Origin of the sequence: Grimontia sp. AD028 (assembly GCF_000973155.1) — a bacterium.
Classification (GTDB): domain Bacteria; phylum Pseudomonadota; class Gammaproteobacteria; order Enterobacterales; family Vibrionaceae; genus Enterovibrio; species Enterovibrio indicus.
The window spans coordinates 1-15,117 of the sequence record NZ_LASY01000135.1 but is presented as its reverse complement, the minus strand read 5'-3'; the positions used below and the strand labels follow the sequence as shown (position 1 = coordinate 15,117).

At 48.7% G+C, this 15,117-nt stretch carries 14 protein-coding genes; 8 read left to right on the top strand and 6 right to left on the bottom strand.

All coding sequences use genetic code 11. The features are described 5' to 3' along the window. The first annotated feature begins 67 nt into the window (after positions 1–67). Together RN22_RS21815 and RN22_RS21810 are read left to right on the top strand one after the other, a co-directional pair. Complete coding sequence (locus RN22_RS21815; protein WP_046307725.1) at positions 68–586, top strand: hypothetical protein; 519 nt, start codon at positions 68–70, stop codon at positions 584–586. Between the two features lie 248 nt (positions 587–834). After that, a complete protein-coding gene (locus RN22_RS21810; RefSeq protein WP_046307722.1) occupies positions 835–1,278 on the top strand; it encodes an L-alanine exporter AlaE in 444 nt (147 codons plus the stop codon). 47 nt (positions 1,279–1,325) lie between these two features. Here the strand turns inward: RN22_RS21810 and RN22_RS21805 are convergent, their stop codons facing one another. Next, positions 1,326–3,179 carry an MFS transporter gene (locus RN22_RS21805; protein WP_046307720.1) on the bottom strand — a complete coding sequence of 618 codons (1,854 nt, stop codon included), beginning with the start codon at positions 3,177–3,179 and terminating at the stop codon, positions 1,326–1,328. Between the two features lie 256 nt (positions 3,180–3,435). On the opposite strand from RN22_RS21805, the gene RN22_RS21800 reads away from it, so the two are divergent. Next, positions 3,436–4,062 carry a response regulator transcription factor gene (locus RN22_RS21800; RefSeq protein ID WP_046307718.1) on the top strand — a complete coding sequence of 209 codons (627 nt, stop codon included), beginning with the start codon at positions 3,436–3,438 and terminating at the stop codon, positions 4,060–4,062. A 9-nt stretch (positions 4,063–4,071) separates the two neighbouring features. Here the strand turns inward: RN22_RS21800 and RN22_RS21795 are convergent, their stop codons facing one another. From RN22_RS21795 to RN22_RS21775, 5 genes are all read right to left on the bottom strand, one after another. After that, a complete protein-coding gene (locus tag RN22_RS21795; protein WP_046307715.1) occupies positions 4,072–5,271 on the bottom strand; it encodes a hypothetical protein in 1,200 nt (399 codons plus the stop codon). Next, a complete protein-coding gene (locus tag RN22_RS21790) occupies positions 5,268–6,965 on the bottom strand; it encodes a hypothetical protein (protein ID WP_046307713.1) in 1,698 nt (565 codons plus the stop codon). The genes RN22_RS21795 and RN22_RS21790 overlap by 4 nt, the downstream gene beginning before the upstream one ends. A 25-nt stretch (positions 6,966–6,990) precedes the next feature. After that, positions 6,991–7,695 (bottom strand): tail fiber domain-containing protein, encoded by a 705-nt coding sequence (locus tag RN22_RS21785; RefSeq protein ID WP_046307711.1) that lies wholly within the window; start codon positions 7,693–7,695, stop codon positions 6,991–6,993. A gap of 19 nt (positions 7,696–7,714) precedes the next feature. After that, positions 7,715–9,277: a hypothetical protein gene (locus RN22_RS21780; RefSeq protein WP_046307709.1), complete on the bottom strand. Its 1,563-nt coding sequence runs from the start codon at positions 9,275–9,277 to the stop codon at positions 7,715–7,717. Between the two features lie 61 nt (positions 9,278–9,338). After that, a complete protein-coding gene (locus tag RN22_RS21775) occupies positions 9,339–10,511 on the bottom strand; it encodes a Mur ligase family protein (RefSeq protein ID WP_046307707.1) in 1,173 nt (390 codons plus the stop codon). 90 nt (positions 10,512–10,601) lie between these two features. Here RN22_RS21775 and RN22_RS21770 point away from each other — a divergent pair, with 90 nt between their 5' ends. From RN22_RS21770 to RN22_RS21750, 5 genes are all read left to right on the top strand, one after another. After that, positions 10,602–12,500, top strand: coding sequence for an ATP-binding protein (locus RN22_RS21770; protein WP_046307705.1), 1,899 nt, complete (start codon positions 10,602–10,604; stop codon positions 12,498–12,500). Then, entirely contained in the window at positions 12,497–12,937 is a 441-nt protein-coding gene (locus RN22_RS21765; RefSeq protein WP_255350074.1) for a bifunctional diaminohydroxyphosphoribosylaminopyrimidine deaminase/5-amino-6-(5-phosphoribosylamino)uracil reductase RibD, read from the top strand. The genes RN22_RS21770 and RN22_RS21765 overlap by 4 nt, the downstream gene beginning before the upstream one ends. A gap of 186 nt (positions 12,938–13,123) precedes the next feature. Beyond that, a complete protein-coding gene (locus RN22_RS21760) occupies positions 13,124–14,041 on the top strand; it encodes a cation transporter (protein ID WP_046307703.1) in 918 nt (305 codons plus the stop codon). 129 nt (positions 14,042–14,170) lie between these two features. Further along, positions 14,171–14,419, top strand: coding sequence for a DUF3297 family protein (locus RN22_RS21755; protein ID WP_002536576.1), 249 nt, complete (start codon positions 14,171–14,173; stop codon positions 14,417–14,419). Between the two features lie 194 nt (positions 14,420–14,613). After that, positions 14,614–15,096 carry a DUF1456 family protein gene (locus tag RN22_RS21750; protein WP_002536577.1) on the top strand — a complete coding sequence of 161 codons (483 nt, stop codon included), beginning with the start codon at positions 14,614–14,616 and terminating at the stop codon, positions 15,094–15,096. Positions 15,097–15,117 lie beyond the last annotated feature (21 nt).

The following is a 15,117-nucleotide window of genomic DNA, read 5'->3' as shown; positions in this document are numbered from 1 at the left end:
CCTAACGCATTGTTTTTGCGCTATACATGAAGGCAGAACGGTAGCTTTGTGTTGAGGGAGTAACAAGGTGCAAATAGGACTGCCAACGTGGGTGATTGTTGCGACAGGACTGGTCATGAATGTGATCGCCGCGCTGATGACCAACTTTGTGATTGATGGTTTGGGAGAGAAAGCGGCGGTGGTGGAAGAAACCCAGAGCAGCAACAATCAACTTATTCAATTGACCTGGCAGCAAGTCGATGCCCTTGAGCGCCGAAGGGAAACATTGCTCATCATTCTTACCACCCAAGAAGAGGGTAGAGAGCTCCCAGAGATGCTCGTTAGCCAACTGCTTTCACCGTTTTCTGATATGACAGATACACCCCTAGATATGGCCAACATCAACAAAATCATGCTCGGCATTGACCAGCAGCAAGATCTTCTGCGAAACAAGATAGATACGCTATATCTCGATAACCTACAGTTAGCAGACTCCTACCGGGAAATTGTGAGTAGCATCTCTAACTACCGAAACCTTGCCCTTTTCCTCCAGATACTAGGCTTGGCGCTGATCATGGCCAGAGACCTGTCCCGAAAGCCAGACTAGATTGTGATCAAATGGGCTTAACATGTGCCAGATTTATTGTGGTCACATGAGCCATAATTGTCTTAATAATTAGAATAAAACACTGGTTTTAATTTTAAATATAGCGCCTAAATCCAACAGAGTTTTGTTCTAATAGCCGATATAACGGAGGTGAAAAAGTCGGCGTGAACGGCACTTCTCCAACCCGTTTTTTTATTGAATTTTTGGCTGTTTTAGCCGTTTTGATTTAGCGATTTTGGGGTGAGTAAATGGGTGGCGCTAACCGCGTTCGCAGCGTCGTGGCTGATATGTTTGCCATGGTCGTGTTCTGCTTCGTCACTGGCATGATGGTCGAGATCTTCGTGTCTGGTATGTCTTTCGAACAATCTTTGGCTTCGCGACTGTTGTCGATTCCAGTCAATATCCTGATTGCCTGGCCTTACGGTGTATTCCGCGACAATGTGCAGAAGTTCTCGCAACGTTTATCTTCGACCAAAACAATGAAGCGCGTGGCGGACTTTGTGGCTTATGTGGCTTTCCAGTCGCCAGTGTATGCAGCCATTTTGTTTACCGTTGGCGCTGAACCAAGTCAAATCGCAACAGCCGTCGCTTCAAACGCGCTGCTTTCCGGCTTGTTGGGTGTGGTATATGGCTCATTCCTGGAGCGTTGCCGCAAACTGTTCCGTGTTCAGGCGATGCCTGCTGCTGTTTAACCAATTGGTAAAAAAATGCCGCCTCAACAGGGTGGCATTTTTTGTTTTTACACCAGCAAACTTTGTACTTCCTTTTGCAGTAAGTGACGGTTTAATGCGTTCGGTTTTAACAGCCCGCCGATATTCACTTCAATCTTTGACCAAAACCTTCTTGGGCGGGTCGTCAGTGCATGGCCGTTTTTATGACTGAAGAAGGAACCCCACAAGCCTTTCAATGCCATTGGGATGACCGGAACCGGTGATTGAGCGAGGATTCTCTCCACACCGGGTCTGAATTCGCCAAGTTCACCATCAGAGGTTAAACGGCCTTCTGGGAAAATACAGACGACTTCGCCGTTGTTTAATGCCTGCCCAATGGTTTCGAATGCCGCGTTGTAGGTCTTCTCGCACTTGCGGGGCGAGCAGATAGGAATGACACCCGCATGACGGAAAACGTATTTCAGTATCGGCATTTCACTGATGGATTTATCCATCACAAAACGCACTGGGCGGGTTGATGTTCCCATCAGGAGCAATGCGTCTACATAGCTGACATGGTTTGCGACAATCAAGGCTGCGCCTTGCTCAGGAATATGCTGGCGGCCATTAACCGATACGCGGTACAGACAGTGGCTCAATAAGTAACTGATGAAACGTTGTGTGAACTCAGGCACCTGACGGTAAACGTAAATTGCCACGATGAAGTTCCCTACCGCCATCAGTGCGAACAATTCGACAATCGAGAAATCCAATACGCTCAATACCAAGATAGAAACCAGTGCCGAGGCCACCATAAACAACGCATTCATAATGTTGTTTGCTGCGATAGAGCGCGCGCACTCACCGTCTTTAGCGCGAGACTGAATAAATGCATACAGCGGGACAATAAACACGCCGCCACTGACACCCAACATAAAGAGATCAAACATCACACGCAGATGGCTTGATTGAGCGATGAAGCTTTGCACGCCATAAAACTGCTCGGGGAAAGATTCAACGGAAGGAACTGCCCAAAGCAAATCCGCACTGAACAGTGTCAGGCCAAGAATACCGAAAGGAAGAATGCCCAGTTCCACTTTGTTGAAAGACAGCTTCTCACAGATAAAAGAACCTGCGGCAATACCAATAGAGAACAGGGCGAGCAGCAGCGAAACCACGGTACTGTCTGCGTGCAGGTGTTCACGGGCAAAGTTCGGAAACTGCGTCAGGTAGGTTGCACCCATAAACCAGAACCAACTAATGGCGAGAATCGACATCCAGATCCCGCGTTGTTTTTTGGCGACTTTAAGCGTGTTCTTCATGCCTGAAATCGGAGAAAAACGCACTTTCTCTGGGTTGGAAACGGGCAAAGATGGAATGTTCACACTACTCAAAAAGCCAATCAATGACAGCGAAACAACCAGACACGCTGCAATGAATGTCCCGCCAGGAATGGCGAGCAGCAGACCTGCGCTGAGCGTACCAATAAGGATAGAGAGGAAAGTGCCTATTTCGACCCAGGCATTGCCTTTTACCAATTCATTGGCCTTCAGAGCCTGAGGTAAAAGAGCGTACTTAACAGGCCCAAAGTACGCCGACTGGGTTCCCGTCATAAAAAGCAAAGCCAACATCAGTAACGCATTTTGCGTCAAGATGGCTGCAGCGGCGCAGCCCATAATGGCGAGCTCTGCCAGTTTCAAACGCTGAATGAGTTTGGCTTTATCCATATTGTCGGCAATCGCGCCAGCATGCGCAGAAAACAGGAAGAAAGGCAGAATGAAAAGGCCAGCAGCAAGGTTGACGAAGAGATCGACCGAAACAGGAAGTGAATCAATAAAGCTGTAGGTCACCATCAACAACAGAATGTTTTTGTAGATGTTGTCATTCAGCGCGCCGAGGCACTGAGTAAGAAAATAGGGAAAGAATCGTTTGGTGAAAAACATGCCGGCTCCTTGGAGTCAATTCGCGTCAGATGTTTTCACTTTATAAGGCGTGAGCATAGATGCTAGCGTGTTGAAAAGAGTCGCGATATAGGAAACCCAAGGTAATAGAGGGTGAGACTTTCTAGTCTGAAATATCCATTTCTTTAAGTGATCTACGTATAGGTAAGATTGTGCTCAGTCTTGCGCTTATTACACCCATCCGGCTTTGATTCTTAGATACTTTTTCCTTCTGTTTTGCCGAAGTAAGAGGTGGCATGTGACCCGTTTATTAATTGTGGAAGATATCCCCGCCTATCAGCAGTTTCTGGGGCAGTTGGCCTCCTCCTATAAGATAACCCATTGTGATTGCGCTGGTTCACTGGCAGAGGCACTGATGTTGGCTGAACAGAATGAGTACGATTTGGCGCTGGTCGATTTAGGCCTGCCCGATGGCAATGGCCGGGATTTGATTCACTACCTGCGAAAAAACCACCCTGACACTGAGGTGATGGTGCTGACCATTTTTGGTGATGAAACCAATGTGCTAAGTGCGATTCAGGCGGGAGCCCGCGGATACCTGTTAAAAGACACGCCGTTTGAGAAAATTGAAGAAGCGATTGAAAGTCAGTTGGCGGGCGGCGCCCCCATGAGTGCGGCGGTGGCAGCGCATGTGTTAAATCAAATTCAGGTAGGAACGCAAACGCCGCTGAATAATCCTTTAACTAACCGCGAAAACGAAGTGCTGGTGCTACTGGCAAAGGGACTAAAAACCAGTGAGATTGGAAGCGCAATGGGCATCTCTCACTACACGGTAAATGACCATATCAAGGCCATTTACCGCAAGCTTGAAGTGAGTAGTCGTTGTGAGGCGGTGTTTGAAGCTAATCAACAAGGATTGCTGTAAGCCTAACTTTCACTTCACAAACATCATGGCACCCGCGAGGCCTATAGAAATATCTGCCAACGCGAGTCCCTTTTTATTTATAACTACACCCTTATAATGTAGCCAGAATTTCCTTTCTACTGGAAACTTACTATCCAACAGCTTCAGCACGGAGAATTCAGCACTGGCAGTCGCTACCTGCCCTGCAGCGAATGCAATTCCAACAGGGCATTTATTGAAATCTGAGTACTGGTAGCAGTGTATTCCATCATCAGCTTTGAAGGAGACCAGGCCACTGTCCTTGGTGGATACTATAGATGCACTGACGCCGAGCTGGCTTTTCTTTAGGGCTCTGACCAGCGCGTCCATCTTTCCAGCCTTAAACAAGGCAGCGATTCGCTTGGCTGATACCGCCACCTTAATGGCTGAACTTGCCTTCTTTTTACCCATCCCTTTAGGGTATTTAGAAAACTTGGATAGTGGCGGGCTGACAGAGACCCCAACTATGTAAGCTTCCTTCCCGCCATCAAGTCGAGCGCCTTGATCGTCCAGACTGTATAGTCTACCTGCCAGAAAGACAACGCCAAAATAGTAGTCAAACGTCAGCATCAATTTCAGATCAAGCTGCCATTTATACGATGCTCCTTTAGGGCAAACGTTTTTGGGCTTGGGTACTGCCTTTTGTGTTGGCTTAGGAAATTTGGGCGCTGGAATGAGCACAGAAACTCGGATTTCTACCGAACGGTTCCAGTCCAATTGTGATGCTTCGTTTTTCACGTGAGTGGGAGAGGCTGAACCATCAGAAAATTCTTTTAGGATTTGCAGTTTTGGGCATCGTTCCTCCAGATATTGTTTAACACTTTCCAACCGCCTTTTGGCATAGGCTTTATTTTTACCTTCAGGGCCAGTTTTGCTCGCTCTGCCAATAAGGTGAGTCACTCTGGCATCATCCCCATAGGCTTTAAAAAGAGAAACCAGTTCATCAAGGTATTTTTTCTGACCCGGTAAAAGCTTGTGCTCGCTAACAGCAAAGTTTGCCAGCAGCACAGAAAAGGTCAGCAAACCATTGGAATATTCCATATCCAGCAAATGAAATTTAAATTTGGCTGTGCCGAGATTACGCGGGGCAGCCTCTTCCGGCGTCACCAAAGATTGCCCCAAAGGGGCAACCGGACTTTGGTTAGTCGACGCTGTGATAAGGGAAGATGAGTTGGTGAGTGTGTCCGTCATGCGCTATCTCCTTTCTCTTCCTCACAGCAATCGTTGTGAATGGTCTGGAGTGCTGAAATCGCTGCAATAGCGTTCTCTTTGTGCTCGGGTTGGTTGGCGATATCAATCAGCGCATTGATCACATGGGTTTTCAGTTTACGCTCACTGTTTTCGAGCTCCCGGCGTCGTACTTCGTTAGCTTGCAGCCCCATAGAGTAAGGGTCTAGCGCGTTGGATTGACCAAGCAGAGCTTCCACGACGACACCGGATGTTTGCAGGATGTTTTGGTTAACCGCCAATACAATACCCGGCACATCAATGGGCTTGCCGCCGATGTTAGATACGGGCGTCGTTACATGATGATCAACACTTAGCAGCGTTTTTTCTTCTGGCGTTTTGATGTGTTCCTGTTTAATCAGGCTTCGGGTATTTCCTTGGTGGTCGCGGATAGAGGCCAGCATTCGGTAGAGAACTTTAGTGACATCTTCCCGGTAGTGTTGATCCGCAATACAGTCTTCAAAGAAAGCGTCCAGCTCATAAAGCTCGTAGCGTTTGATACTGGCGGGCGTGCCGTAGTCGACTTCAAGATAGGCACCGGTCAATGCGAAAGTAGACAGGTATTCCTGGTTCATCTGTCGTGCGACAAAGTTCAGGGTGCGGCTGACGTTGATATTGCGAATCGTCCGTTTTTCACTGAACTCGTTCTCTTCAGTATGGCTGCTACTGCGATCGACCTGAACATTGACTTCGCGTTTCGCATTCACCTTGTCGATGTGTTTTTTCAGTGCACTTTCTGCGGTTTTCTGTGTGTTGGCGCGGTGGGTATTGGTTTGTGTTTCATAGCCACCACTGACTGATATTTTTAGCTCATTCTCGCCGCCACCACTACCCACAAAAGGGATATCCACTTTGGCGCTGGTTTTCATCCGGTAGTCGGTGCGACCTTCAAGACGCCATTTATCCTGCGTGTCTTCTGAAAACTCGGTTTTACTCTCCCTATCCAGTGATTCTGTCAGTTCTGATTGGGTATCTGAACTATGCGCATCAAGAATACTTTGGGTTTCCGAGCGGTTGGTTTTGGTTTGCTCAAAGCTGCGGATGGAAAGTTCGACTTCTTCCCCTGGTAGCAAGGAGAAGGAATCCACCACTCGGCCTGCACCATAATCACCGAGATAGTTTCTGACTGTTATCTTTTCCACCAGACGAATCGTTGGAACTGATGTCAAATTGGGTAGGTAGAGGTCATAGTTAGGGATGCCTGAAATGCCAACAGAGCGGTCTATGACATAGCCGTTCTCAAGCATGTACTGCACTTGCGCCGTACCATACTTATCCATGAGGTAGTCCAGTGGTTGGACGGCGGTTTGCACTATCGCTTCGTTTTGGATGGGGGTGTCCTCGATAACGTCATTCACCGGCGCGGGTTGAATGAGTTGCTCGTCAACGTTTTCATCCGTTTCGTTTGCAAGCACTGCATGCCAAAGTGGGCTGATGGCGTGGGCTTTCATGGCCATCATGGTCATAGGTACCACGGTTTGACCGCTTTTCTCCTGATTGGATGTACTGTCGGTACTTTTCTTGCGTTTGAATTTGCTTGGTATCACAAGTTCAGAAACCTGCTCATAAGTGAATGCTGTCGATGCAGGTAAGTCGTAACGGAGCAGACTTGGGTTGCCACCGTCATCGAATTTGATCATGGGTTCTGTCTGACTCATGGGAGCCTCCTTTTAGGGTTGGGGGTTAGGGCTGGGATGACGCCGATTCCAGCTCAATAATGCGGGTTTCAAGCTGCTGAACGTGTGCATGCAGCTGTTTGACGGATTCAAGCAGCAAAGGGATCAAGCCTTCGTAATCGACACTTTTCAGCCCATCTTCGTCTTGATCGACAAGAGAGGGGATCACTGTCTCTACTTGCTGGGCAATCAGGCCAAACTCCTCCGTTGGCTGATGACTATCCTTCCACCGATAGGTCACGCCTTCGATTTGGTTAAGCAACTGCTGGGCGGAAACAATGGGTTTAATGTCCTGTTTTAGCCGTTCATCTGAGGTGCGGCTGAAATGTCGTGCTTTGACTGTGCTGGTTCGGCCGTCGATGTGAATGTCGGGTGAGTCTTTCGGGGTAATCACTTTTAGAGAGCCGGGTTCGTTATCAACTGCTTCTGTCACTGAGCCCAACATGCCGACACGTACCTCCCTGCGGCACTCTAACTGCTCGCTGAAGGCTTCAAAACTGGTGACTTTGGTTGTCGATACCTTGTCAGGCGTAATATACGTTCGCTTACTACTGAAGCCATTACGAAAACGGGTGATATTGTCAGTGATAAAAAGTGTGTTGTTATATAACACCATGCCGCCACCACGGTTGGTGTCCAGTTGTTCACCAAACCGAATCATGCGGGCGATGTTGTCGATACAGGTTCTTTTGAGCTTGATGTCTGTCGCCATAATGAGTGTCCTTTTACTGTTATTGGGTTGCGTTGAGACCAAACGGGAGAGGAATACCTTGCGGTCTCAATGCAGCTGCAGCGTCTTCAAGATCAAACGCGAAACTCGCGCCGTTGATCATCACCTGCAAGTTGACGTTACTGACTTTACTGACGCCAGATGTGGCGCAGCGTAGTGAAAGTTTGTTGAGTGATCGGATGGGTAATCTCGCTTCCAGATCAAGCACCACCTGCTCAGAAGCGAATAGCGTCATCGCACCTTGATTTGTGACGGCATTCACGACCAATGGAAACTTTCGGTTGCTGTAATGAAGGTGGAAGGTGAGCTTTTTGGCGCGGGTTTTTGCCTGAACGGTCAGGGTAGCTCCCAGCATATTCAGGGTTTGATGAGGGATGAGGTTTCGAAGGGAGCCATAGAAAGGAATGCCCAGTTCTTGGGTCGCTTTGCGGAGGCTATAGCTAGGTGCGATGTTGTTCATCACTTTTCGCAGGCTGAAGTTGTGATGATCTGTCATCATCGAACGTAGCCTAGAAAAATACTGGTTCGCACCTGCTTTATTTGGGTGGAGAAGGTGCGCGTTTTTGCAGGAAACGGCAGAAAACAAGTTCTGCTCTACCTCAATCCCATTTTTGGCGGAATACTCGAGGGCTGCTTGGTAATTTGGGCACAGCTTTTGGCGTTCGCGCGTTACGATACGGTCGCCGTTCCATCCCCAAACCTGAGGGCGGCGGGTAAAAATGGACTGGGTGGCTGATAGACCTGGGTGAATAAACCATATCGGGTCCTTGTTCGTCGACGCCAGACGTCGGTTAACCCTATCTACTGCCTGCATCGTGCTCAGTTCCATTGCTTTGTAAAAGAGGTAACCATCGAGTTTGACTCGCTCAATCATGTTGTCTGGCTTTTGCAGCTTTTTAGACAACCAACCCAATACGTCATCGACAGGAGAAAGCGCTTTTGCCATATCGATAGCTGTATCGGCATACCGGTTTCCTGTTTTGAAATTCAATATCTGTCGCATCATGGAGCCAGATGAATGCATCACGTCAGTAAACTGCTCAATGCTCTTGAAGTTGGAATGGGGTGACACTGCGGGGAAATAGCCTGTGTAGAGAATCAGCGCGTTGGGGCACTGTGATCTGGTTTTTGTCAGAAAAGGGATCAGACGGTCGCTAACACGTTGTTCAAGGCTAGATATGGCTTTTTCGAAATCTCTGACCGGGGAGAGTAAACCGACATCATTGGCTATGCCGTTCACCAGAAGCAGATCGATATCCTCTGGGCGCTGAAGCTCTGTCAGCTGTTTCGTGATGGTGGGGTAAGCCGCAGGCAGTTCACCAAAAAACGTGGGTTGTGGCAGGTGGGTGTCGAATGCTGGGCGACGATGATGCTCGTTCTTTTTACCAATAATCGCGCCTGAGTGGGCTTTGTAGTCACCCGTGATGGGTTGGTGCATGTCATTGATGGAAGCGCCAATACGAAGCTCTCGGGAAAGCCAAGCAACCAGTTGGTTTGCGTAGGTTTGATGCCGGGGGAGCCCTTGTCCCCACATGACGGAATCGCCAATAACTGCAACTCGCATAGATTCCTCCTTAGAGGTGTTGAGAGAAAGATGTCGTGATAACAGGCTTTTGGAGTGAGGTTCAGCGCTGTTGTATTTGCTTCAGGCAAATCTTGATGACGTCGGCATCGCACAACGGCTGATTGAAGAAAGAGGGAGGTAGCAAAGGTGAAGCGCCGGGAAGGTAGGTTTCATGTCCTCGCCCCGCGACGACAAGAATGTCCTCATCAGTTTGGCCAGAGAGTGCCTGATAAATGGCTTCGACCCGGTTTTTCACAAAACGCGCATGAGGCAAGGTCTGGCGCAAGGGGGTAACGATATGCTCAATCGGCTCAGTCCGTGAGTTGTCACCAGTGATAAAAATGCGTTGGGCATATTTCCCCACCTCTTTTGCCATAGGCGTGCGTTTGGTTTTGTCCCGATCGCCCCCACACCCAAACACGACGGTTAAGGGCTTCTGATAGTGTTCTCTCAACGCTGAAAGCGTTTGACCCAGGCCATCAGGGTTGTGGGCAAAATCGACAAAAATCCGCCGTTTATCGTTGACTGGAATGGCTTGCAACCTACCCGGTGGCAGAGTGAGAGAGGGGATAAAGGCAAGGGCTTTTTTCATGGCATGATAACCACAAAGGCTGGCGACCAGGCCCAAGGCGGTCAGCAAGTTGCAGACGTTGTGTTGCCCAATAAAAGGGGCCTCGCCCTGCCAGGAATAGTTGTTGAGTTTTAACGTCAGTGTTTGATGATCAAGCTCGCCATACCAATCACTTTGTGGCGTCTCGCTGCTGAATGTTCGGGGTATGCAGTCTTGTTGGTGACAAGCGGTCAGCCATGCTTCGCGGTGTGGCTCTTCATGGCGGAGCCAGATGCTTGCGCCCGGTTTGCAATGATCGGTGAGTGTGAGTTTAGCGTTGAGGTAGTCTGTCTCGGTTTTATGGTAATCGCGATGATCGTGAGACAGGTTAGTAAAAGCCCCACAGTCAAATTGGAATCTTTGGTACTGTCCTAAAATCAGTAACCTGCTGAAGCATTCCATCAAGCAGACGTCGATTTGCCACTGCGCCATCACCTCCTTCACATGGTCATGGATTCGCTCAGGGGTGTTGCAATACCAGGGCAGGGACTCGGTGATGTCTTGGTGGCGAAGCCCCAACGTGCCCCATGTCATTGCGGACACGCCGATATGGTTCAGTAGTTGGCGGGTTAACTCAATGCTGGTGGTTTTCCCGTTTGTTCCGGTAACGGCAGCGAATTTCATGGGTAACTCCTTGGGCGAAGTGCTTACCAAACAGCCTAAATCTGACAGGAATAATCACCATCCCAAGTTCTGGGGGGTATTAAGGATCTAATGCACCAAAGAATGTCTGCGATGCACTCTGGAAAGGCGCTAACCAATGCAGTATTTCGCTTTGTGTTGGTACTCGTGCTGCCTGCAATCTTGCTGCTGATAATGGTGAAGGGACTTGAGGTGACTAACCATATCAACTTGCCCGTCGTTGATGTGGCGACTCAGGTGATTCAGCAAGACGGTAAGCCCACATACCGGGAGGTTTCCCTGCCGCATAACTACACCCTTGGTAGCGGTTTTTCCTATGGGCAATACAGTTTGGTACTGCCAAAAGCGGGTGGAGATACCACGGCGATTTTGTTGCCGCCATTCAGAGATACCTTGGCAATGCGAACCGGAGGGGAGTTAATTTGGCAGACAGCGCCTGTGGCCTACTCCCGCGAACGTATGATGCCGCGTTTTCGCTATCAGCCTGTTTATCACGAGTTCCCCAATCGATTATTTGACGGAGAGAACCTAGCTGTCTCGATAGATATTGGATCCAGTGGTGGGCTGCGGCTTCCTCAAATCTACGCGGGTACGCCTGAAGAGGTGAAACCTGTTTATCAGCGTTTGTACTGGTCTCAGATAGGCGTTCATAAAGTGATGCTCTGGCTCACGCCGGTCATCACCTTGTTTTACCTGATGCTCTGGTGGTTTCGTCGTCAGAACAGCGAATATCTCTACTTCGCGCTGGGTACGGTCTGCTGGGCCATGACCAATATGACGTTCACGATTTCCAACTTACCGATTTCCCAGCACATTTATTGGATGTTGTCTGTTTCATTTCAACCTTTGCTCACCCTGTTTATGGTGCTGTTTCTTCACCGCTGGTATGGCATTCAGGCGAGAAAGCTTGAGTATGTATTTTGGTGTGTTTCCCTCTTGCTGGTGGTTGCCTCCTTTGCGTTGTATGAATGGGATCCTCAATATATATGGTGGCGATTTAACGAGAGCTTCCTGCGGGGATTCGTGGCGCTGAGTGCGGTTTATATCGGGTACATACTGCTGTGGCAGGCATACTTACGACACAGCCTCAGTGCGCTTATCTTGGCGATATCCGGTCTGGTGGGTGTTTATGCTGGGGTGTTGGATTCACTGGATGGCATGCAGCTTCTGGATATGTATTTTCCGCTGAGTATACATGCAAACTTACTGATCTTTCTGACACTTTGTGGCTTGCTGATGTACCGCTATGTGAGCGCCTTAAACAAGAGTGAAGAGTTGCAGAAAACGTTGGAAGACAAAGTCGTTGAAGCAGTAAAACGTTTTGAGCAAGAGCAGTCGATAGCCCACGAAAGTGAGAAGCAACGTGCTTTGCTGACGGAACGGCAAAACCTGTTATCTGACATGCACGATGGATTGGGTAGCCAGTTGGTAGAGCTGATCACCTTGCTAAGAGTGAAGAGCGTTGGCCGGGAAGATCTCCAACTCAAAGCGCAGCAATGTCTCAATGACCTCAGACTGATTCTTGATAGCCGGAACCCGTTGTTTGAAACCCAGTTTACCGTGCTCCTTGGTCAGTGGCGCTCACGCATCGAGCCCGTCTTGGAGGCCTCTGGTATCGACTTAGTGTGGAGCCTTGATATCTGTGACGAAGAAATGCACTTGAGCGCCCAACAAAAGCTGGACTTACTGCGTGTTTTTCAGGAGCTTATAACCAACACGATCAAACATGCAAAGGACGCGACCAGAGTGATGTTCTGTTGCCAAATGGAATCAAATTCACTACATATTCAGATTACAGACGACGGAAAATGCAGTGAAGAACAAGATGACAGTGATCACGGGTATGGACTGGCGTCTATTCAATCACGCGTAAAGAGATTGGGGGGGCAGTGTCATTTTCAACGAGGAACGTCAGGCGCGTCGACGGAGATGATCATTCCAACGGGAAAAGAAGCAGGAAACAGGACGTGATAGACGAAAAGCGATTCATGCTTAGAGCGCTCGATGTGTCAAAAAATGCACTGCCTTATTGCCAACCCAACCCTCCTGTGGGCTGCGTCCTTGTCGCCAATGGCGATATTGTTGCGGAAGGGTTTACACAACCTATTGGCGGCCATCATGCGGAAGTGGAAGCACTCGGGAAGCTCAGTTCAAATATCGATATTAAAACGGTAACAGCATACGTCACACTTGAACCCTGCTCGTTTATTGGCAGAACGCCAGCGTGTGCCGAAACCTTGTTGAATTCAGGGATAGGCAAAGTGGTCGTTTCGCTACTCGACCCAGATCGGCGAAACAATGGCGCGGGTATTGCGATGTTGCAGCAGGGTGGCGTGCATGTTGAGGTTGGTCTCGCACGGGATGAGGTTGAAACCTTCCTGACTCCTTATCTTGGGCTTTCTTGGTAAGAGTTTTGGTGGAGACTTAATCAACATCTCTCATTGTCAAAGCCGTTAACCCCGCATCAAAACTACCCAAAGATTCATCGCAAGAACAAACCTGTCTTCTGGCTCACTTACCAGACGGAAAATACCACCCTCGGCAACTACAACTGATGAAGGATGCAAAGAAGTGAGTCGATAGGGCGGACACTTATGAAAGACAATGCGTTGATTGCCACTGAAGAAAGAGCGCTGAAAGTCAGTATTATGGCTAATTTGGTGATGGCATTTTCAGGGTGGGTGACCTATTACCTATCAGGCTCTGAAGCGTTGCTGCTGGACGGTAACCTTTCCTTTATTCTTTTTCTTTCGTCAATAGTCGCACTTCGCCTGACCCGCGTTAAAGCGCTGGTGACGGACGATTTTCCTTTTGGAAAGTTTGCTGGCGAGTCCATGTATACCCTGTTCAAAGGCATCATGATCCTTGGTGTGTTGCTCTCTTCTATCACGACCAATATTGGCAAAATCTTTGGCTATATCGAAGGGGAGCCGACACCCCCGCTCGTGATCGGGCCCATCATGATTTATACCCTGGCTATGGTGGCGATATGTCTGGGGCTGGCGTTTTACTACCGTAATGAAAACAAAAAAGTGCAATACAACAGTATGTTACTGGATGCGGAGGCAAAGTCTTCGCTGGTGGATGGCGTGCTTTCTGCTGCAATTGGTATTGCGCTGATTGCCATTATCTTCGTGGATATTCACGGGGCGTGGGGTTTTCTGCATTACATTGGAGATGCCATTGTCGTGGTGCTGTTGGGGATAGCGATGATGCCACAGCCTGCTGATCTAATCCGGTGCGCGTTTCATGAGTTAATGGGTGGTAGCCTTAAAGATGAAGACGAGCAGCGTGAAATCGACACAACCATTCGACAGCTGCTCAGTGCAAGGGACATTCAATGCAAAGAATTACTGGCGATGAAGGTCGGCAGTAGTTACCTCATCATCGTGTGCTTCACCGCGGAAGTATTTAAACACAAAAGCGATGATTTGGTGATAGTACGGAAAGAGATCCTCGATAGCCTCTGTAAAACACGTAGTTTCGTCGACTTAGAGTTGGTGCTGGATTGAATAGATCCAGCCATCACGATGCAAACCATTCATTTTCGGCGACATGAAATCAGTGCAATGATGCCGATTGAGCTAGAGCCCATCTATGTTCTACAATGGCGCACTTTCAAATGACATCAGGTCAATATAATGAACGACACAACTTCAAAGCCAGCGCTGCCAGACCACCTTTCTGGTAACCCACGTAGCCCACACTTTGTGGAAGAATGCTTCCAGCACGACATCGGCATTCGCTTCAACGGTAAAGAGCGTACTGATGTTGAGGAGTACTGCATCAGCGAAGGTTGGATCAAAATTCCTTCACCTAAAGCACTGGATCGTCGTGGCCAGCCATTGCTGATCACACTGAAAGGCACGGTTGAAGCTTACTACATCTAGGCCTTCAAACGTCGCAAGACACTGATTCAAAAGAACGAGAGTCCAAGGTCACTTGGGCTCTCTTTTTTTCCTGTAAAACAGGGGTTGTACGCGGGATGATTCCCTTAGGTGCAAGCCTGGAACTCTGATAGACTCCCCCGCCTCTCCGGTAAATCGTGTTGATTACGCCGGACCACCTAAGACTAGGATCTGCTTTGACCAATAATGATATCTTGCGCCGCATTCGCTATACCTTCGACTTTAAAGACAAAGAAGTTGTGGAAATTTTCGCGCTGGCTGATGTAACCGTGACGCTTGAACAAGTGGCGGCTTGGATGAAAAGAGATGAAGACGAAGCGTTCGTGCAAATGAACAGCATCGAGCTTTCTTCTTTTCTGAACGGTTTGATCAACCTAAAACGCGGTAAACGCGACGGTGAACAACCTCAGCCTGATGCCCATCTGAGCAACAACATGGTGTTTCAGAAGCTGCGTATTGCGCTGAACCTGAAAGCGGAAGATATTCTGGAGATCCTGGAGCTGGCGAACTTCCGCTTAAGCAAGCATGAACTGAGTGCTTTTTTCCGCAAGCCGGACAACAAACACTACCGTCAGTGTAAAGACCAGATCCTGCGTAATTTCCTGATGGGTGTGCAGCTAAAACTACGCCCTGAAGATCAGACTGAATACCAAGACTGATTGCCAATCCAAACAAAGCCC

Excerpts from the sequence above, each read along its gene's own strand:
- RN22_RS21810 (WP_046307722.1), top strand. The coding sequence starts at position 835 with ATGGGTGGCGCTAACCGCGTTCGCAGCGTCGTGGCTGATATGTTTGCC.
- RN22_RS21805 (WP_046307720.1), bottom strand. The coding sequence starts at position 3,179 with ATGTTTTTCACCAAACGATTCTTTCCCTATTTTCTTACTCAGTGCCTC.
- RN22_RS21795 (WP_046307715.1), bottom strand. The coding sequence starts at position 5,271 with ATGACGGACACACTCACCAACTCATCTTCCCTTATCACAGCGTCGACT.
- RN22_RS21790 (WP_046307713.1), bottom strand. The coding sequence starts at position 6,965 with ATGAGTCAGACAGAACCCATGATCAAATTCGATGACGGTGGCAACCCA.
- RN22_RS21785 (WP_046307711.1), bottom strand. The coding sequence starts at position 7,695 with ATGGCGACAGACATCAAGCTCAAAAGAACCTGTATCGACAACATCGCC.
- RN22_RS21780 (WP_046307709.1), bottom strand. The coding sequence starts at position 9,277 with ATGCGAGTTGCAGTTATTGGCGATTCCGTCATGTGGGGACAAGGGCTC.
- RN22_RS21775 (WP_046307707.1), bottom strand. The coding sequence starts at position 10,511 with ATGAAATTCGCTGCCGTTACCGGAACAAACGGGAAAACCACCAGCATT.
- RN22_RS21770 (WP_046307705.1), top strand. The coding sequence starts at position 10,602 with ATGCACCAAAGAATGTCTGCGATGCACTCTGGAAAGGCGCTAACCAAT.
- RN22_RS21760 (WP_046307703.1), top strand. The coding sequence starts at position 13,124 with ATGAAAGACAATGCGTTGATTGCCACTGAAGAAAGAGCGCTGAAAGTC.
- RN22_RS21755 (WP_002536576.1), top strand. The coding sequence starts at position 14,171 with ATGAACGACACAACTTCAAAGCCAGCGCTGCCAGACCACCTTTCTGGT.